This window comes from Paenibacillus sp. FSL K6-1122 (genome assembly GCF_037977015.1).
GTDB lineage: Bacteria > Bacillota > Bacilli > Paenibacillales > Paenibacillaceae > Paenibacillus > Paenibacillus amylolyticus.
In genome coordinates this window covers 1,475,401-1,495,555 of record NZ_CP150272.1, presented here as the reverse complement: position 1 = coordinate 1,495,555, position 20,155 = coordinate 1,475,401, and the positions used below count along the sequence as shown (strand labels likewise).

At 47.1% G+C, this 20,155-nt stretch carries 18 protein-coding genes; 4 read left to right on the top strand and 14 right to left on the bottom strand.

Features of this window, described 5'->3' with window-relative positions; genetic code table 11:
* Positions 1 to 19: 19 nt before the first annotated feature.
* The 5 genes from NSQ20_RS06535 to NSQ20_RS06515 form a co-directional block, all read right to left on the bottom strand.
* Positions 20 to 454 (bottom strand): hypothetical protein, encoded by a 435-nt coding sequence (locus tag NSQ20_RS06535; protein WP_017690174.1) that lies wholly within the window; start codon positions 452 to 454, stop codon positions 20 to 22.
* A 176-nt stretch (positions 455 to 630) separates the two neighbouring features.
* Complete coding sequence (locus NSQ20_RS06530) at positions 631 to 1,038, bottom strand: phage tail tube protein (protein ID WP_076327329.1); 408 nt, start codon at positions 1,036 to 1,038, stop codon at positions 631 to 633.
* 248 nt (positions 1,039 to 1,286) lie between these two features.
* Positions 1,287 to 2,750 carry a phage tail sheath subtilisin-like domain-containing protein gene (locus NSQ20_RS06525; protein WP_076327330.1) on the bottom strand — a complete coding sequence of 488 codons (1,464 nt, stop codon included), beginning with the start codon at positions 2,748 to 2,750 and terminating at the stop codon, positions 1,287 to 1,289.
* Positions 2,750 to 2,950: a hypothetical protein gene (locus tag NSQ20_RS06520; RefSeq protein ID WP_083677321.1), complete on the bottom strand. Its 201-nt coding sequence runs from the start codon at positions 2,948 to 2,950 to the stop codon at positions 2,750 to 2,752. Before NSQ20_RS06520 ends, NSQ20_RS06525 begins: the two co-directional genes overlap by 1 nt.
* A gap of 400 nt (positions 2,951 to 3,350) precedes the next feature.
* A complete protein-coding gene (locus tag NSQ20_RS06515) occupies positions 3,351 to 4,274 on the bottom strand; it encodes a hypothetical protein (protein ID WP_143781389.1) in 924 nt (307 codons plus the stop codon).
* Between the two features lie 434 nt (positions 4,275 to 4,708).
* On the opposite strand from NSQ20_RS06515, the gene NSQ20_RS06510 reads away from it, so the two are divergent.
* A complete protein-coding gene (locus NSQ20_RS06510; protein WP_076327332.1) occupies positions 4,709 to 5,053 on the top strand; it encodes a DUF3139 domain-containing protein in 345 nt (114 codons plus the stop codon).
* Positions 5,054 to 5,057: 4 nt separating this feature from the next.
* On the opposite strand, the gene NSQ20_RS06505 is transcribed toward NSQ20_RS06510, so the two are convergent.
* The 8 genes from NSQ20_RS06505 to NSQ20_RS06470 all read right to left on the bottom strand — a co-directional run bounded on the left by NSQ20_RS06505 (position 5,058) and on the right by NSQ20_RS06470 (position 13,976).
* A complete protein-coding gene (locus NSQ20_RS06505; protein ID WP_076327333.1) occupies positions 5,058 to 6,908 on the bottom strand; it encodes a DUF4127 family protein in 1,851 nt (616 codons plus the stop codon).
* A gap of 909 nt (positions 6,909 to 7,817) precedes the next feature.
* On the bottom strand, positions 7,818 to 8,768 hold the full coding sequence (locus NSQ20_RS06500) for a hypothetical protein (protein ID WP_143781390.1): 951 nt from the start codon (positions 8,766 to 8,768) through the stop codon (positions 7,818 to 7,820).
* 303 nt (positions 8,769 to 9,071) lie between these two features.
* On the bottom strand, positions 9,072 to 9,707 hold the full coding sequence (locus NSQ20_RS06495) for a VOC family protein (RefSeq protein WP_076327335.1): 636 nt from the start codon (positions 9,705 to 9,707) through the stop codon (positions 9,072 to 9,074).
* Complete coding sequence (locus NSQ20_RS06490) at positions 9,704 to 10,162, bottom strand: VOC family protein (protein ID WP_076327336.1); 459 nt, start codon at positions 10,160 to 10,162, stop codon at positions 9,704 to 9,706. The genes NSQ20_RS06495 and NSQ20_RS06490 overlap by 4 nt, the downstream gene beginning before the upstream one ends.
* Before the next feature lie 47 nt (positions 10,163 to 10,209).
* Positions 10,210 to 10,785 carry an NAD(P)H-dependent oxidoreductase gene (locus NSQ20_RS06485; RefSeq protein WP_036611439.1) on the bottom strand — a complete coding sequence of 192 codons (576 nt, stop codon included), beginning with the start codon at positions 10,783 to 10,785 and terminating at the stop codon, positions 10,210 to 10,212.
* 188 nt (positions 10,786 to 10,973) lie between these two features.
* A complete protein-coding gene (locus NSQ20_RS06480) occupies positions 10,974 to 11,708 on the bottom strand; it encodes a response regulator transcription factor (protein ID WP_076327337.1) in 735 nt (244 codons plus the stop codon).
* Between the two features lie 18 nt (positions 11,709 to 11,726).
* Entirely contained in the window at positions 11,727 to 13,451 is a 1,725-nt protein-coding gene (locus NSQ20_RS06475; RefSeq protein WP_245837995.1) for a GAF domain-containing sensor histidine kinase, read from the bottom strand.
* A gap of 42 nt (positions 13,452 to 13,493) precedes the next feature.
* On the bottom strand, positions 13,494 to 13,976 hold the full coding sequence (locus tag NSQ20_RS06470; protein WP_076327339.1) for an ArpU family phage packaging/lysis transcriptional regulator: 483 nt from the start codon (positions 13,974 to 13,976) through the stop codon (positions 13,494 to 13,496).
* Between the two features lie 828 nt (positions 13,977 to 14,804).
* Between NSQ20_RS06470 and NSQ20_RS06465 the strand changes: the two genes are divergently transcribed.
* From NSQ20_RS06465 to NSQ20_RS06455, 3 genes are all read left to right on the top strand, one after another.
* The gene (locus NSQ20_RS06465) at positions 14,805 to 15,248 is read left to right on the top strand and encodes a helix-turn-helix domain-containing protein (protein ID WP_082219000.1); all 444 of its coding nucleotides are present in this window, start codon (positions 14,805 to 14,807) and stop codon (positions 15,246 to 15,248) included.
* Between the two features lie 42 nt (positions 15,249 to 15,290).
* A complete protein-coding gene (locus NSQ20_RS06460) occupies positions 15,291 to 15,707 on the top strand; it encodes an ImmA/IrrE family metallo-endopeptidase (RefSeq protein ID WP_017690190.1) in 417 nt (138 codons plus the stop codon).
* A gap of 172 nt (positions 15,708 to 15,879) precedes the next feature.
* On the top strand, positions 15,880 to 17,679 hold the full coding sequence (locus tag NSQ20_RS06455) for a 5'-nucleotidase C-terminal domain-containing protein (protein ID WP_076327340.1): 1,800 nt from the start codon (positions 15,880 to 15,882) through the stop codon (positions 17,677 to 17,679).
* Between the two features lie 598 nt (positions 17,680 to 18,277).
* On the opposite strand, the gene NSQ20_RS06450 is transcribed toward NSQ20_RS06455, so the two are convergent.
* Positions 18,278 to 20,062, bottom strand: a complete 1,785-nt coding sequence (locus NSQ20_RS06450; RefSeq protein WP_076327341.1) for a proline--tRNA ligase — start codon at positions 20,060 to 20,062, stop codon at positions 18,278 to 18,280.
* Between the last annotated feature and the right edge of the window lie 93 nt (positions 20,063 to 20,155).

The following is a 20,155-nucleotide window of genomic DNA, read 5'->3' as shown; positions in this document are numbered from 1 at the left end:
GTCATTCCGCCGGAGTGAATCAGTTTTTTAGGTCTTCAATCTCCACACCAAAGCCGGACAGCTCCAGCACTTTATCACCTACGGCATCCAATTCACCAGCGAGCAACATACGACGTACCGCCTGTTCGCCACCGGACAACTTCATGCGGCCTGTAATGCGGGTGTCTCCCCAGCCGGACAATTCCAGGCTGCGGACTTTTAATTTCACGGTTGCTTCAGAAATGAGCAGCGCGTTAAATGTTTCGGTGTCCACCTTTTCCTCGGTGCGGCCTTTGGTCGTTTTTCGAATCGTACAGCGTTCGCGAATGTGATCCACTTTGGAGGACGTCAGTCCACGCAAGGTCAACAGCAGATCCAGACGCTGAATGCGCACATTCTCCTCTGGCAAACGTTCTGCTGCTTCAAACAACTGATCCAAAATCTGTTCTTCGGACATATTTTCATTCATACTCATCGGGGTTAATCTCCTTCTCATTTCACAAATGGGTTTATCTATGCCAGCTTACAAGCCTGTAGAGACAACAAAGAGACCGAGATCAGCTCGGCCTGCTTTGGTGTCCATATTATATGAAGTAACTATGCAATCACGCTTGAGCAAACTAGCTCAATCACACGTGCCTATTCCAATCTTTAGTTCGCCACAATCGGATTCAGCAATTCAAATCCTTCAAACGTAAAGCCTGTTTCTTCCGGTACTTCTTCGCCAGCTGTCCAGTTGGCAAGCTGAATTTTATCCACCATACAACCTTTAAGCAAAACGCTCTCATGTCCATACGATTCAGGGTCGTTCAGCTTGGAAATGATCTCAAATTTGGTGAAGCCGCGCTGGATCATATCGGAAGTGACTTTGTAGCCCGTCATCGTGCCTGTTCCTTTTTTCGTGCCGTTTTTGTGCACCTTCCAGTCGTTACCGACCAGGTTCAGCTCACGCTTTTCAATCTCCACACTCGCTTCCAACTTGTTAATGTTTGTCTGCCACACACCATCGATATGCAACTGACCATGGGTACCGAGAATTACTCTTGACGCATCCAACATATATTTTCCTCCTTGGGTTCGTTGAACTAATAAATATTACACGGTATAACTCCGCAGTCAGAACAATCTTCCGATCGCTGTTATCCCCAGATTTTTTTGATTCCTTTTCATAATAAAGGGAAAATCCGGTGGATAAAGGCGAGCGCTTCGCTTCTTCAGATTTTTTCTGCCCTCTCCGTTATCGTGTAAACCATCAGTTCAACGTGTAGTAATTATTCTAGAAAACGGTTCTTTCCTTTCACACAACCTTATTGCACGTAAAATGTACCAAACAACTGCTCCATCACATCCGTCAGCTTCACATTCCATTGCAGGAATACCTGATCCGCTTCCGGCTTAAGAACTGGTGCTGCACCATAATACGCCGGGTCGAGAATGACATCATAACCGTCGGCTTCAATCACATTGCTCTGTGCAAGCAACGCCAAATAGGCCTTCATGGCACTAATCAGTGCCTGACGACCCTCTTCGGTATTGTTCACTTTACCGATGTACGTATCTTCCGCGGAGCGCTGCAAATCCGTGTTGATCGCATCCAACACACGAATGGAACGGATTTTTTTCCACGCATTATTCTGTCCAGCGGCTGGCGTTACCAGTGTGTTTACACCGCGAAGTGCTTTCACCTGACGTCCATCATGGAAGAAAATAAATACGCCATTGTGTACCGCCTGCTCCTGTTCTGCACGCGTCCAGCGACGTGTCACATCATCGAACGGAGTAGCTGCATAGGTTGTGGATTGGTTCAGACGTTGTCCGGCGATCAGACCTGCAACATAGGCGGATGTTTCCGCCGAGCTGTAGAATGCATCCCCAAGGCGCACGCCTGTACCGACATTAATCACACCTTCATGGTTCAGCGCAAGCGAACGTGCTGCTGCTTTTTGTGCTGCTGTAGCAGAGGTATCGTCCGCTGCGGAACCGCCAAATACGGCCACCACCGGTTTACCTTCACTACGTACACGTTTCACCCATGCCGCAAAACTCGCAAGCAGAGGTGCATCAGCCGCCTGATCCAAAGCCAAGACGTCGAATTGCTCCCCTTCCAGCGCACCCTGTACAGCAATGTACTCTGCATTGGTCAGGTCATCGTTGCCACTTACGCCACCTTTGAATGCCGCACCCGCAACGGCAGCAACCACGCCAGTACCATCGCCAATCGCCTGAGCCGTTACCCAGACATTTTGTTCATCCGCGTTAATCTCTTTTGCCAGAGAAGCTGCTGTAATATCCGCTGTCAGGAGCGCATACAACATCCGGTTCCCTTCGAAGAGACGCACTTCATGCTTCGTATTATCAATCACACCTGGCTGGATGGTGACGTAGAATCCATTTGCACGATCTCCCGGATACTTCGCATCCAGTTGCAGCACATTGGCATCACTGCTGTCCTTCAAAGTAAGCGTGGCTACTTTGGCCGCAGCACTTGCTACCCGATAAGCGAGCAACTTCTTCGGCCCACCCAACAGGGCGAGCTTCAAGGAAGTATAAGCCGTACCGTTATCCAGCACATTCGCCGCATAGATACGTTCAATCGCCGCTTCGCTCCCTACTTCAACAAAAGTCCCCACAGGACCCCAGTTGGCCTTGATTGGTACCACGACCGTTCCCCGCGTACCCGCTTGAATGGCCGAAGATGCTGCCGCCTGAAAATTCATATATAAGCCCGGAAGGACCGGACGATTTGTTTGCTCCCAAATTCCACCTGCCATTATCCCTTCACCTTCGCTTTCATAAATTGGTTAATTCGTTCTTGCGTTTCTTCTATGGAAAACGTCTCTTGCGCCGCTTCGTACAGCGCACCGTACAGCACCTCTGCCTTAACGGCAAAGAGGGCTTCTGCATGATTCATCAGCTCTGCCCGTGTATACCGCTGGGCTGTCTGTTTGCTTTTTTTCACTGAGCTTGCCATTGCCATCTCACCTCATTTGTTGGACTAATGAATTCGTTAAACGATGATCTTTAAACTTGACCTATGAATTTTTGATCCTATGAACCTATGAATTTGAAGCTATAATGTTGAAGCTACATCTATCATTTCAAAGCTATAATCTGGAACCACTCTTAAAAGTGCATGTTCAAAAAGATCGGTTTTCAGTACCGAGAAGATGGGATGAAGTTAGAAATGGAGTAGCAGAGCGTAGGGAAAACTACGTGAGCAACTACATGTTTCAGAAGGAAACAATCATCTTAAGCATATGCTTTTTCGGCTGAATTCCATATTCGATGCTGATGATGCCGTTAGGCATCCTTTGTAATCAAAAGCGGGCTTTTTGAACAACCTCTAATAGAAGGTTCCTCTCGACTAACGTTTACTCCATGCCTTTGCTATGGTGGATCTCACGAATCAAAGGTACATTCGTACCCGGACGACGAATCCGCTGTTGCAACGTCAGGCGAATCTGTCCGTTCAGATACGCATCCGTCTGTAAATCTGCCGTGACTTCATCCACCGTTACATACCGTGTGTTACCTTCGTGCTCTTCGCCACCCGTTTCAGTGACGGCAAGACGAGATTGCACTGCAAGTTGCTCTACCAACCGAGTAACGGTCTGGCTTGTTAGCACCGAATGATCGGTGAGCACATGCCCAATCCACTGTTGTCGAACCTCCAATGCCGAAGTGCCCGCCACAGACGTGCTGCATCCGGCCAATCGCCATAACACAGACGGCATCTCATATCCTCCAGGCCAGACATCACCATATACCGACCAGTTCGAGCCAAGCTCTTGCTGTGTCCAGTCTTGAAGCGCAGCTAGCCACGCATCCCCTATTTCAGTGACAGCAGTTCCTGAGTCTTCAGGAACATACACCCCAAACCGCAGACTGCGCGTAAGCATTCCAGACCCTGCATCCACCCGGTCACTATCTGAAGAACCCAGATAGATACAGGTGAAGGCCTCACCTGCTTCATCCACGAGCCTTACCTGGTGTAACCCTTCGATTAGATGGGCTGACCAAGCTTCCACTTGTTCAGCGCCACCATCTTCTGGACGAGCGTATGGGGAGATTTTGATGATCCGTCGGTATCCCGCCCAGGCAGACTTCGGCACTTCTTCGGCAAACACAACCACTGCACAAGGCCCGGCCAAAACTTCGCCTGACGCAGGTGCATCCAGCACACGACCGTCCCAATCTGGAACAAGTACCGCGAGCTTCTGTTTCAGCGTTTTTTTAATGAGCTTACTCATTTTACCGGTGCTCATGACAGTACTAATTTCATTTCTCATAGACACATTCATTTCGCCCCCTTTGGCTGCAAGTTTGAGATCTGCCCACACCGTGCAGCGACAATGCAGCAGCAGTAGACTCCCCCTTTTAACTCAGAGTCTGTATTGCTATCGAACCAGTACCGGGACTACATTCACCGCATCAAAAAGACCGGCCACCTGGCCGGTCTGTACATTAGCGTATGTGCTTTCGGTGCGTCCCTTGTTATTGATCCGATAATACAATCTTACACCCTTTCATTCCTAGCGCGGATGGTGTTCCGTACGACTTCGGTGCGATTAAGGGAGACGTTCGGGTGGAAAAAAGACGATTCTGGAATCATCATTTTAAAGAATACCTAAGTAAGCTTTAAGATCAATTAATTGATAAATTTATCCAAATATATTAAAATTTCATTATCAAATTCATTGTCGCTTACGTAAAAGAAGGAGAAATACCTATGAGTAAAACATTCAAGATCACTTCACTTGTCATCTTAGCATTTATACTCGGGATATCCTGCTGGGCTTACTTCGGACTGCTTGGTAATCCGCTCAAGAAAAATGATGCTGAACAACAGGTAACCACTTACCTGATTGAACAGAAAGGTTACTCACCCGAACAGCTTATCGAAGTACAAGGTACTTACTCCTCAAAAAGTTCTGAAGCACCTTACGGTGCCTCAGTAACATTCGCGGATGAACTCGAAGCGAAGTACCAATATATCATTTTTAACAACGGCGAGATTAAGCAGTACAGTCATACCAGTGATGAGCCCAAACATGAGGAGCCCATGGTAAAATAACAGTTTAGTTCAACGTAACTTGCGGGTTCAACGTAATCTCAAATGCACGGCCCCAGATGAAATCAGGATTCCCATATTCCAGCAGCGCACTGCTATACGTCGCATAAGACAATTCGTCATCACAGATCTGCTTAATCGCCACATTGCCTGTCTGGAAGGCTGTTTTATTCGCAAGTGCCGTTGTGTAAGTCTGCATCAAATCACGGAGCAATGTTTGCAAATGGGCATAGTCTTCCTCCGAGTTGAACAGCAACATATTTTGATCCGAAAGGGTAGCCACGTTGGTATACAGCGCATGGGCTCGGGAATACGTGCGGATGTCCGCAATCGCTACCGCTTTGTAGTAGTAATCCTTCAGGAAACGCTTAAACAACAGCGATCCATGCGCATTCATAGCATCTCGCAACTTATGCTCATGCTTCTCTGTTGTGATCAATGCGTACCTCGACTGCCCCATACCCACAGCAATACCGATCTTGTTACCTGGTGTATTCCATGCACTATAACCCAGAACCCGTCCAGTATATGGACTGTTGAGCAATGCTTCGGCAACATCAACATTGGCTGGTCCTTTACCCACAAAATCAATCAATACCGAAGGCAGACCTTGCTCACTATTCAGCGTCAATTGCTCCAACGCAGCCTGTACCTGATCCAGAGCCGTAATGGCAATAATCTCGATATCGATGCTTGTGTTCTCCCCGGAATTACCCGGATGACCCTTCGTCATACGATCCAGTTCGGAGGTCATGTCAAACGGGACAACTTGATCGGCTGCTACAGCCACTAGCTGTTCATTTTCCAAGCCAGCACTCACATCCGTCACCACCTCCGGTTCAGGATATGCCGAATCCGCTACAAGCACACCACCTACAATATCCACATGACGAACCACATTCTCGTGTACATCCATGTATTCATACGTGTTAATGATGGTATTGCCGTGAGGACCAAAATATTTCACTGCGTAACGTGTCCTCGCCCCGCCTCGGAACAACTGGTTAGCCATGCGAGCAACCAAAGCGTGCCCCAGACCATCCGCATCCGGCAAGACGATAGCTCGATCCGGATTTTGCCCATTGGTTCCACCCAGCCATTCATTGATCCGCGCTTCTACATATTTGATTTCATTGATCTGAACACCCTGCGTGTTAGCATCGTCGACTCCAACTGCGAGGAAATCGATATAACCTGTGCGAGCCAGTTGATCCAGAATGTACAGATTTGTTTTAAATTTATGCTGTCTTGTATTGTAATACTGTTCTTTATCAAAATAGGTCGTTGTCCCATATTCCACTCCATCCGGGGACAGGTTATAACCTTCGATAATATCCTCAAACTCAGTGTATGTCTGACGTGGCTGCTGCATCAATGCACGGGACTCATTATACGCATCAAGCGCCAAGCCATCTGCAAACGAAGTTGTAGCCAAACGCATGATGGTGTCCATTACAAATACGGGTTTGCGTGGATATTTCTGCTTGATCACGCGGATCACATCCAGCAAACGCGTCGTCTCATCATCGTATTCTGGATAGGCGCCTCCTCCATCTTCACGGAGCTGACGACTGCCAATCAGACCGCCATAAGCGAGCATATCGGATGAGATAATGAATCCGTCGACCTTGGCAGCATGTTTCAGAATAAAGTCGTGAATCTTGGACGGTTTGCCATAAACCGGCGTTGAGGTGCCAAGCAGCGTTGTGCCATCTACGGTTTTCTCCGAGTCCAGACGATTCTTAATATCACTCAGGTTCGGTGTAACGATATGGATACCGGCTGCTTTCCCTTGCACAATCACATCATCCAGATTCGCTGGACGATCATCCAGTGGAACATACAATACTGTTTTCATATCACGTAGCCTCCTGTTATCTGTTTAGTCTTTAATACCCGATCAGGGCAAGGATGCAATCACCGAATTAAAAAACCGGCCCCCTGGCCGGCTGTACGTTAGCGTATGAGCTGTCGGTGTGTCTTCCTTGCTGCTGATCCGATAATACCATTTTACCGCCTTTCCCCACTCGCGCTGATGGTAAACGGGATGAATTACGCCTGAATGTAGTCGTGTCCGGGGCGGACAATTGTCGGTTTTAATCTGAATAAAACTAATGTGTGCATTTCAATTCAAACAAGCTATACGATGATGGATTTTAGAATAATGGGTGCCCGTGTCCAAAAAGCTTGAAGTCCCAGCCCGCTAATTCCGGCGAATGGATAGATGATTTTCTAAAGAACACAGGACGTCTTATTTGGCATTCAGGTCCTCTTTTTAAATGATAAGGAACATAAGACACGTTATTTCCTAAATGCCCAGACAAAACCGCCGAAAACAGCTGTTTATTCTAATATAGCTTGTCTCAGGTTCCTCAGATTTCTGTAGACGCTTCAAATCCTTGAATAAGACGCCTCCGATTCGTTAGCTCTCACGCCTCTAGGCTTTGCTCCAACCGCAAACCGGAGGGAAGACCTCGAATCCGTCTGGAGCAGAGCTCTGCATGAGAAGGGAGACAATCCGCCTTTTACGATATTACGAGCGTTTATCGCACATGAAGGACATGGGCTCGTAAATGAAGGGTGCATTCTCGAACATGCAGACTCCGGACACATTCGGATCCGCTTCGGCTTTCAGTAGCTTGGAATATTAACGCTAGAACACCAAAAAGCACCTGCCAGCTTTGGCAAGTGCTCTTCATTTTGATTCTATATCGTTGGTTCCATATCCTTCGTTTTATATCGTTTGTTCCATATTGTTGGCTTTATCTCACGCGATGATATAACGAAAATTCTCCCATGTTTCCGGTATAGGTTCCCCGTTCTTCGCATGATGATAAAAACTGAACGGGAATTTAAATACATGACCTCCGTTCCAGTCACGGGAACGTCTGTCAGTGAGCCAATATTCCAGTTCATGAGGGAGCGCCACTGATCGTTCCGCCCGTTCTAGTGGCAGCAGGTCTACGGGTGATTGCAATGTCGGCATCTCCTGTTCAATATCCACATCTCGGCTTAAGCGTAGTGCCTTCACCATGGTAAGGAAAGGCGGAATGCCTTTGTGGAATAATGCCGGATAACCCAATTCATATAATATGTTAAGCGCATGTCCATAGGTGAGCATATGACCGATTAGATCATGATGCGCTTCCGCGTGATAGATAGTCTGAAACGCCCCAAGCTCATCCAGAATCAGACGTGACAACTGAACTGGATTTTCAATCTCGGGGAAACCATCGCTTTTCTCAGGCTTCAGACTGCGAATTTCTTTCATCGTTGTGTTCATCCAAGATCTTCCCGGGATGGTTCGATCGAATGAATCGATCAGTTCAACCAGCCGACCAATATCCTCCGCAGTGCCCCATCCATCCAGTTCGCGAATGGCTTTCAGACTGATTGCCCCGTAGATGGCCTGGTGTCCAACCCAGTGCAACTCTCCAATCGTTCGATCCAATGCGTCCGTAATACACGCCTCGGCATCTTCCCTGGGCATCATCTCACCAATCGGAGAGGTCTGACCAGGGCTGATTCCATGCTGGCGAAGCATGGCTTTTGCTTCGGCGGTAACACTGCCGGCGGCAAGGGCAGTGAGACGATTTTCCCGCAACCAAAAATATGCCGCAATCGCACCCGCCCCATAATGGGCGTGCCACAGATCTCCTGTACGTTCCCGACTGGAAACGATAATCGCTAGTCCATCTTCCAACAAACGTCGATCCAAGCTTGCCACCACCCTTCATCATCTGTAAGCCTGACAGAACAACCTTCCAATCACTGTTATCCCCAGATTTTTTTTTCGATCCCCTTTCCTAAGGGAAAATCCGGGGATAAATGTGAGATTATGCTTACGAAGTAGCTTTCTTTCAGAAAGCTTTCAGCTTCGCTTTTTCAGGTTTTTTCTGTCCTCTCCGTTATCGTGTAAATTTAGTTCAACTTATATATCCTAATTAATAAATAAAGCGTTTACTTCTATAACATGATGGAAATGCTCCACATATGCCCGTTTTGCCCCGGAATACAAAGTTTAGCCAATTCGAAGCTTGCCCACGCCACGGATGGATACTTCCAGGGGATAGATCTTTGCTTTTTGCTTGGAGAAAAACCATGTTCGATCCTTCTTCACCACAATAAATAAACCATGTACATCTCCTACAGGAGCAAAGGTATCACTAACCTCACCCCATCGCGTGAGTCCAATCTGCTGAAGCTCATTCACCGTAGACAGAACATCCTCCGTCACCAGTCCAACTTCACACACCTGTAATATATCTTGAGTCGAGAAGTCATGGTCACTCTCGTTCTGAATACGATGATGAGCAATCAGCTCGATAATATTGCCTGCTGGATCTTCGAAATAGAGAGAATGAGAGTCCCAATTAGCAGAGTATGTCTCATCCCGATTTTCCTCCCTGCTTAAAACAACACGTGATGCAGCCCACTGCTTCGCTTCCTTGAACCGATTCGTCGGAATCGACCAGGCCACATGATAAAAGGGCTCACGATCTGTTTCACACGGTTTGAAAATCATCTTTGTCCTTCCAACCTGCAGGTTGAAGGCCTGATCCGTCGCATTGGACACCTCCATTCCCAACGTATCACGATAAAAATGCTTGAGGTCCTCCATCCGTGTTGTATATAACTGTAATTCTTCAATCATCATACGGTCTTCTCCTGCATCTCCTCCCACTGACTCCACGGCACCATGCCGAGTTCAGGCTTCGCTTCATCCGGGAGCATGGCGATGAATTCAAGCAAATGACCATCTGGATCCTTAAAATATACAGATACCGCAGGCATCCAGCCGAAGACGTACAGTTCACCGATATCATCATTCAGGAAGTTCTGTGTCTTGATCCCTTTGTTCTCCAAGTGAGCCACCGCGTGTTTCATATCCTCCAGAGATACATGAAAAGCAAAGTGCTGACGTTTCACCTCGGAAGATTCCTTTTGCCACAATCCCAGCATGGCTTTTCCTTTTCCACCAATCCAGTAGAAGGAGTTCCCACGTTCTTTCTGCCCGTAGGCATGAGGTAAACCAAGGACCGTTTCATAGAAATGATGGGATCTCTCCAGATCCGTCACGTTTAGATGTGTTTCAAATATGCCAGTAATCATAATGCTCAACCTCTTTTCCTTTTCCGATTTTTCATCTTCCTTGGTTCTCAACTCATGGTTGAATTCCGCGCATTCGTTAACGTCTGTGCCAGATTTAAAAACGATCCAATAACCCGCTGCACCCGGTCCTCTATATCCTGACTGCCTTCGTACTCTTCATATCCGTCAAATGTCGCTTCGAATCGTCTGCGCTGCGCACCACCAATGGAAATCCACTCCTGGGCATTGATGCCATGCAGATTGCGAACAATCGCTTGCAGTTGTAAAAGCGAACTTACCCCCACCGCTCCGCCAGAGGAGCTGATGGACAGGACGGGCTTGCCGCTGAAATGAGCCTGACTCAGGTGATCCAGTGCATTTTTGAGCACACCGCTAATACTGCCGTGATACTCTGGTGTAGACAGGATGATCGCATCAGCCGCGAGCATACGTGTATTCAGGTCTGCCAGATGTTCATGATCCGCTTGTTTTTCATCTGGTGCGTAGAATGGGAGTGGTGTCTGATACAGATCAAACAGGCTGGCCTGATGTCCCTGACCGCGAATAATCTCCACAGCATACTCTCCCAGACGTGTACTGGTTGCATTGTTCCGATTGCTTCCTGCCAAAATAACAATATTCATTCATGTCACTCTCCTTGGTTTTTTTATAATTCAAACTCTCATGTTTCAACCGATCTGTTATTTCTACTCTTATCTTACCTTTCTTTTGCATCCAAATCGTCAGCAGATAGACTTAACTTGAAATACCAAAAAACTCAACCTTTAGGTTGAGTTTATACGACTTAAGTATGAACATATGTCGGAATTGGTCACACGACCCAGCCATTTCTTACGGCATGAAGAGCCGCTTGCGTCCGATCTGCCAGTCCCAGTTTGTCGAGCAGATGACTGACATGGGTTTTGACCGTTTTTTCGGTGATGACCAATTGAACTGCAATTTCCTTGTTGCTCAATCCTTGAGCAATCAGCCCCAAGACTTCTTGTTCACGGCGAGTGAGCATATCCAGTCCGCCAAGAGACGCTTCAGTTGATTTCCCCTTCTGCTTTGGCTCCTGATGTTGATTGTCTGCTGACCGATCTGTCAGTATATGCTGTGGTTGCTGTTCATTTATGGACCAATCGGATGAAGCCATCACATGCATCAATTGACCTGCTGCGTCAGGATGCAATTCCACCTGACCTGCATGCACATTGCGAATGGCTACAGCCAGATCCTCCGGTTCAATATCCTTGAGTAGATATCCTTTAACTCCTGCGCGAACAGCAGGAACGACATGATCCTGATCCGAAAACGAGGTGAGCACAATGATTCGCGTTGCTGGCAATAACGTGCGCAGCCTTCTGGCTGTTTCGATTCCGTCCATGACCGGCATATGCAGATCCATTAATACCACATCAGGTTTTAACACTTCCGCCTGAGCCAATGCTTCCTGTCCGTTCGATGCTTCGCCCACAACCTTCATGTCTTGCTGTGTCGTCAAAAAAACGTGCAGCCCCCGTCTCACCATCGCATGATCATCTGCGAGCAAAATCGTAATCGGCATCTCTTCTTCCCCCTGACTTTATACAGATTCGAACGGAAGTGGAATGACTGCCGTTACTGTCGTTCCCTTACGGGAAGAACTCACTATTTCTAAGCTGCCTCCGAGCGATTGAGCCCGTTCCTTCATAATGGACAGGCCAAGGGAGCTTCCAGACGACGCTTTTGGCCTGTTCGCACCACCTTTTCCCTGATCTGTGACAGTGAGCACCACTTCATGATTACTTAACTTGAGGGTGACCTCAGCAGAAGGAACATCCGCGTGTTTCCGTACATTATTCAGCGCTTCCTGTCCGATTCGCCACAATGCTTCTTCTATATTACGTGGTAAAGACCGCATTCCCGTCCGATTCGTCACCACTTGAAGCCCCTGGCTTGTGCCGTATTCCTGTAGTGCATGGAGCAGCCCTGCTTCCAGTCCCGCGGGACGGAGCTGCATAATCAATGCGCGCATTTCCTTGAGAGCCTCCTGAGACAAAGCCCGAATATCCTTCAACGCTTCCGTTGCCGGGAGCAACTGCTCGGAGCCGGATAACATACTTTCCGCGCCTTTAGCCGTTAACGATAGTGAAAATAAAATCTGATTAACCGAATCATGCAGATCGCGAGCCAACCGGTTTCTCTCTTCCATTCGTGCAAGTTCGCGGCGATTCTCCGCCAGCTTCAGACTCTCCCATGAGGCCGCAATATGTTCGGCCAATGCCTCCAGCACTTCACGGTCCGCCTGTGCAGGACCTGATGTTCCTATTCCGATCACCAGAATTCCCGTTTCTCCCGGCGTATGGTACGGAAGTGGAGCAGCAATTCCCGAGGCAATGGAATTCGTAGTCTGGTCAGGCTTGCACAGGGTAAATATTTCAGCGATCTCTGTCCCAGACAGAGATGTTACACGATGACTATTGATTACATGGTTAATGTGGCTCGTCACTTCGGAAGATAACGGAGTACCTGATAACGTTCGAACCGTATCATTTGCATAGGCTGCCTGCAAAACGAACATTCCGCTTTTCTGCTGAATGATTGTAGCAAAAGGCCAATCATAATGCTGCCCAAGCAGCTGTACAACTTTTAAACAAAAAGCATCAGAATTGGTGCATTCGTTCACTGCAAGACCCAAGGCCGTGCTGAACTCCCCCAGCTTGGCATACAGATCAGCTCGTCGCTGCTCCGTGCGATACAATCTCATCCGCTCTACCGCACTACCAATCTGGTATGCCACGCCCTGTAACAGCGCCAGTTCACTGTCGCTGAAATGTTCCTTGGCTGGCGCAGCCACGTTGAGCAGGCCGAGCATCTTCTCACCTGACCTTAACGGGACGGTTGCATGGTGGGTAATATCATGGGTATCTCCCCATTGGAATTCCACCGCATCCTCCAGCCGTTTACAGTTAATGATGTTGACCGCATGATTGAGTTGACCGTCCTTAAAGCGGTTCACACACCAGCAGGTACCCGTTCGCATGGGCTCTTTATCTTCACGCAGTAATGCCGGGGGCAGATTGTAATCCGAAACACAGGTATAGTCTCCACGTTCATTAATCAGAAACATCCAGCCTGCCGTTAATCCGGTCAACTCCAGTAATTTGCCGACCACGGTATCCAGCATTAAGTTCAGATCATTGGACGTATTGAGCGTTTCCGCGATTATCTTCAACGTGACCATTTCCTGCATTCCGACTTCTTCCGACATCGCAGACTTCTCTCCTTTGGCTGTACCAACTGTGGTTTGTTCAACTATTGTAACCAATCCACCTTGGATATTAAAGGATCAACTTCTTCAATCGCTCACTCAGCCCAGCTTCTGTCGCTCTTTGCGGGACACAGACAAAGGCTCCATATTAATCAGACCTCGATCTGACAGAGCCAGTGCCATTTTATAGAAAGCACGTGTACGAATCTTCGTATACGTATCCTTGCTGACAGGCGGATCAAACACATGGTTATACACTTTATAGTCAAACACATCATCGTCTTTCAGATATCGTTCACAGACGAGTACACGTTCCTTTTCACTCAGCCGGGATACAACAAAATCAATCGTATCGCAATATGCCTGACGCGCGCGCTGCAAGTCCACATTGTAGATTGCCGTTCTCGCCGTGGAATCCCCCGTCACATTGGTTGCACCGTGGAAACGCTCGGCGTAACTTGCCGTCACCATGACCTCTCGTTCTTCAAATGCAATGGTTTTATAGATTCGGTATTTTTCCAGCGCAGCTTCAACAGCTGTTTGCGTTTTGCGTCGGTCCAATTCAGGCAGCGTCAATTCCATATTTATCTTCCTCCTTTAGTATTCTTTATAAAATAAATTTCTAATAGTTTCGCATGATCACTCTGATGACAGACAACCTAGTTAAACATGCAACCACTTCATCTTTAGCACTTTCATTTCTCAACTCATATCACTCATTCAATTTTTCACATGAAATTGTTTTGCAATCGTGAACGATGGCAAAACGCTCTTATCCATAGAGTTGTCCAGTTCCCTAAAAAAGTAACGACATTTTTTCAATTTTCCCCTGTTGCCTTTTGGAATCACTCCAAACCGCAATAATTCAGGGAATTCCGCTTTCCAGAAGGTGATTACAAAACACACGCTCTGCCTCAACTTTACATTTTGTTCGTATATTGTTCGTATTTCTATTTGAGGATACCACTTTCTGGAGATCGGAGTAAACCTTCATTTTGGTTCGTTTTAACGATAAAATAAAACCTTCGCTCTCATTTCCTATGCCTTTTGGCATAATTGTTTCATATCTCTTTACCTAATGGTATATATACGATATAGTACTGTTTAATTAATGAACTTCCGTACAAGTCATTTGATTTTTATAAAGAAGCCACTGATTTTTAGGGAAGGGACTTAGGTGTGTATCACGCGCATACGCAGTGAAGGAGACGGAATCGATTCTGAAGAAGCGAAGCGTTCGCCTTTATCCCCGGATTTCTCCCTTTAGAGAGGGAAATAGGAAATCTGGGGATAACAGCGATCAAAAGAACGATCCGAATCCGAAACGGGCATTGAACGCACACCTACCTCCCCCATCCAACTGCCTTCTTTATAACTCAAGCACTTGTACGAATCGAAGGAGTTGGCATAATTGTGGAGCACGCTTTTGGTCCTTATATGAAACAACTGCGCGAGCAACAGGGATACAGCATCAATCAGCTCGCCGAAGCAGCCGGAATAAGCAACTCACAGATTTCACGTATTGAGAATGGGGTCCGGGGTGTGCCAAAACCAGCGACCATCCGCAAGATTTCAGATGCACTCTCGGTGCCCTATACAGAGATGATGAAGCAGGCCGGTTATATTGAACCAGGGAGTGCTGCTGAACTTCAGGACGTACCGGAATGGGCTACATACAAAGACCGTCGTGATTTCAAAAAGATGTTGGAAGACGATGATGATCTGATGTTTGACGGCATTCCACTCGATGAAGAGGACAAGAAACGAATCAAGGATGTGCTGACAGGTCTGTTCTGGGAAGCCAAACAGATGAACAAACGCAAAAAGACAGACGAATCGGACAATCGCCCATGAGGCATGACCCACTGAATTTAATGAGGCAGCAGGTGAGATCATATGGATGACATCGTAACAAAGCTGATTCGAAAACACCGGACCAACTGCCCGTTCAGCATTGCCCGCGCGGTTGGAATACAGATTCGTTTCACCAATTTGGGGAAGTCCACCAAGGGACTGTACTTTCGCAAGCTCCGGCGCAGGTTTATCGTCATACACAATGATTTGCCGCCGGAATGGCAACGGTTCGTGTGCGCCCATGAGCTTGGACACGACCGACTTCATAAAGGGATTAATCGATTCTTTCTGGAGGAACATTCCTATTTTGCTCCAGGCAAGCTGGAAAGACAGGCCAATCGTTTTGCCATTCAATTGCTAACCTCCGGAGTGATGCCTGAACCGGATGAATCTTTGGAGAAATTTTGTTTACGTACCGGACTGCCGCGTGAAGCGCAGCATTTTTTTTACACACTTTAAGAACATACGTTCTTTCCGAAGATTATATTTTCCAACAGCAGATTTACATGTCACTTTCAGGTTACTTATTTTTACGTAATTCGCGAGATTTCCTAATAATAGTCTGTTAAAATACTATTTGAGCTGTGTAAACGCTCAAGTAGATTATTATTTTGGGAGGTTTCGGATTCATATGAAAATCTGGAAGAATTACGTTTCACTTCTGCTAACGGTCTGTTTGCTGTTTGGCAGTGTAGGTATTGCCGCAGCTGCAACGGATACCACTCCGGGCACAGGTAAACACATTACCATTCTACATACGAATGATACGCATGCCCGTGCAGTTGAATCTTCACCTGCTATGGGTTTTGCCAAAGTAGCTGGAATCGCTGACAAATATCGTAGCGAAAATCCGAACACACTCTTGCTCGATGCTGGAGATGCTGTGCATGGTACAACATTTGCCACTCTTGTGAATGGTGAGAGCATCGTGAAAGTCATGAATGAAATGGGATACCAAGCCATCGTACCGGGTAACCACGAATTCAACTATGGTTCAGATCGTCTGATCGAACTGGCAGACATGATGAACTTCCCCATGCTGAGTGCCAATGTGAAGAAAAAAGACGGAACACGTCTCTTCGATCCTTATCTCATTAAAGAAGTAGATGGCGTGAAGATCGGTATCATCGCTTTGACTACACCGGAAACGTTGTACAAAACGAATCCAAAAAACGTAGAAGGTCTTGATATTACAGATCCATCTGCGGAAGCTAAAGTTCTGGTAAACGAAATCCGCAGCAAAGTAGATGTTGTTGTTGTTCTGGGACATCTTGGACAAGACGCGTCCAGCACCGATACTAGCTTTAAAGTTGTTAAAGAAGTTCCTGGCATCGATGTATTCATCGATGGTCACAGCCACACTGTACTGCAAGATGGCCTTGTATCCGATAACGGAACATTGATTGCAAGTGCAGGAGAATACACTAACTACGTAGGTGTCATTGATCTATGGGTAGATGGTGGTAAAGTAACAAAGAAACAAGCAACATTAATTGATGAAACGGAAGCAAAAGACATCAAACCAAATGAGAAAGTCGCGACTCTCGTGAACTCCATTCAAAAAGAACAAGAACCTATCCTGAAAGAAGAAGTAGCCAATACAGCTATTCTGCTGGATGGTAAACGTGAACAGGTACGTGCAGGAGAAACTAACCTGGGTGACCTGCTTGCAGATGCCATTCGTGATGTCAGCAAAGCCGATATTGCACTGACTAACGGTGGCGGTATCCGTTCTTCCATCGAAAAAGGGATCGTAACCAAAGGTGATATCATCACAGTGCTTCCTTTTGGTAATCAAGTAGTAACCCTTGAAGTGAAAGGATCCGATATTCTGGCAGCCCTTGAAGTCGGTGTAGCTTCCTACCCGGAACCAAGCGGTGGATTCCCGCAAGTATCTGGTATCAAGTTCAAAATCGACACTTCCGCTGCAGAAGGTAGCCGTGTACATTCCGTAACCGTGGGCGATAAAGCCCTTGATCCGGAAGCAATGTATACACTGGCAACCAATGATTTCACAGCTGTTGGTGGTGACGAATACACCATGTTTGCCAAATATCCAACTACGGGTATGTATGGCGCGCTGGACGAGGCATTGATCAATTACATGCAGAAGCTTGGCGCTGTAGACATCAAAACAGATGGTCGGATCAGTGAAGCGGTAAAACCTGCAGTAGAGCCGGAAACTCCGGCAACAGAAACACCAGCTCCAACCAAGCCAAAAACAGAAACACCAAAACCGGAAAAACCGTCTAAACCAACGCCGAGCAAACCAGCTCCAGCCAAACTGCATGTTGTGAAATCCGGAGATTCCCTGTACTCTATCTCCAAACAATACGGCACAACTTGGCAGGCATTGCAAAAGCTGAACAATATCAAAAATCCACACTGGATTTATCCAGGTCAACAATTGAAATTGCCTGCAGCTTCTTAAGCTCAGCAAAGCAAAGTGCATATAGGCATGACCGCTTATAGTGCATCAGCATACCGATCTATCTTGTCATAACTAAAAGGGTGTCCCCAAAGCCAGATTACTGGTTAAGGGGACACCCTTTTGGTTCTCCATTCTTAAACATCAATCCACATCAGATACTTGAACATTTCCTGTGGACATATCCTGCTGATCCTGACAATCATCTGAGGCAAAAATAAATCCCAGCCTGGCCTTTACGGACCAACTTTATCATGTGCCTTCGACACCGAACTATATAAGAACTCTCCGGAATGACCGTGTTCATGCGTTTATTGTACATTTAATTTCGACATCTCTATCTTCTCAACATTGCATACTTGCACATAAATCTGCCTGCGTATGATCATCTTCAAATCCTTAATCATAAAATCATTTGTATACTAAATACAACTATCCAAATATAGTTATTTCGTATGATATCACTCATAAAATCCTACCAAATTGCATGCCTATAGCCCTCTTTTTCATGCTCAGATTGGAATTTCAGCAATCAAAATCAGCTACCGCATCATATTCGGTACTATTATATGAACTCATATAATTAGAAGATCCCCTGAATTTAGGAAGTGAGCTGTTCCTTCACATAACGTACAGCTTCCTGTGCCGTCAACCCGATTCGTTTCGATTCACCTGTTGCTGCAAGTGCGTGTGATCCCAGTTCGACCTGTCCTTCGGCTGCTCCTCGGCCAATAACGATCTGCACAGGCAATCCGATCAGCTCCGCATCCTTGAATTTCACACCCGGACGTTCATCCCGATCATCAACCAATACCGTGTAACCGCTATCGATCAATTGTTGTTCCAGTTCGAGGGTGAGCTGACGCTGCTGCTCATCCTTCCAACTTACTGTAATCAGATGCACATCATAAGGCGCAACAGCAGCAGGCCATTTTATGCCATCATCTCCTGCATACTGCTCAGCTATAGCGGCCATCAGGCGGGATACGCCAATGCCGTAACATCCCATGACGGGCGCACACTGGCGACCATTACGATCCAGGAATGAAGCGCCCATGGCATCACTATATTTCGTTCCCAATTTGAAAATGTGTCCAACCTCAATACCTTTGGTAAACACAAGTGGTGATCCACATGTTGGACAAGCATCCCCTTCCGCAGCAAAGCGGATTCGTTCTACTCGCTCCAATGCAAAATCAATCCCTGGGCGTACGCCGGAAAGATGCACATCCACTTCATTGGCTCCTGTAATTGCACTCTTCATCGCTGCCACGTCAGCGTCCACCACCATCGGCAGATTTAGTCCAATCGGACCCAGGAATCCTACCTTCAGATTTGGATGTGCCGCAATGGCTGCATCGTCTGCAAGGATCAGTTCCTCTGCCCCCAACACCTGCTTCAATGCGATGTCATTCAGTTCATGATCTCCACGCACAAGCGCAGCGACGAGCTGACCATCCGCCACATAAAGCAGCGTTTTGATCATATGTTCAGCACCTTTGCCCACAAAAGTGGTTAACTCTGCGATCGTACGAACGCCAGGTGTCGAGATACGTACTACGGTTTCCACTCCTGAATGTTGATCCGTTTGAAGCGCGGAGTCTGCATTCGCAGAATCAGCTGGAACTTCCAAGCTTCCTTCTTTTTTCTCCATATCTCCAGAAGTCTGATAACCCGCTTTCTCCAGATTTGCAGCATATCCACAATGTTTGCAGGTTACAATTGTGTCCTCACCCACATCAGCAATTGCCATGAACTCATGTGTTTCTCCTTGACCGCCAATCGTTCCTGCGTCAGCCTCAACACGGATATAGTCCAGACCACAACGCTCCAGAATGCGACTATATGCCGTGTTCATCGCCTGATAAGTCCGATCAAGCTCTTCCCAGTCCGAAGCAAAAGAGTACGCATCCTTCATGATGAACTCACGACCGCGCAGCAATCCAAATCGAGGACGGCGCTCATCCCGGAACTTGGTTCCGATCTGGTACAGGGTGAATGGCAGCTTACGATACGAACTCACCTCGTCCCGCGCTAAAGCGGTTACGACTTCCTCATGTGTTGGTCCAAGAGCAAATTCCCGTGCATGACGATCCTTCAGACGCATCAATTCGGGACCATACTGTGTGTATCTTCCGGATTCTTCCCACAACTCCGCAGGCTGCATAATCGGCAGTAACACTTCCTGACATCCAGCACGATCCATCTCTTCACGAACGATCCGTTCAACATTTAACAATATACGCCGTCCAAGGGGCAGGTAACTGTATATCCCTGCTGCCAGTTGGCGAATCATGCCGGAACGCAGTAACCAGCGATGTCCCGCTGCATCTGCCTCCGCTGGCGCTTCACGTAATGTTGGGACAAGCATTTCACTTTGACGCATCATAACACACTCCTAATCTTCCTTTTTTTGTTATCAAATACGGCGCATAAACAGCAAAAAGACACATCCGTCAAGGGACGAATGTGTCGTGGT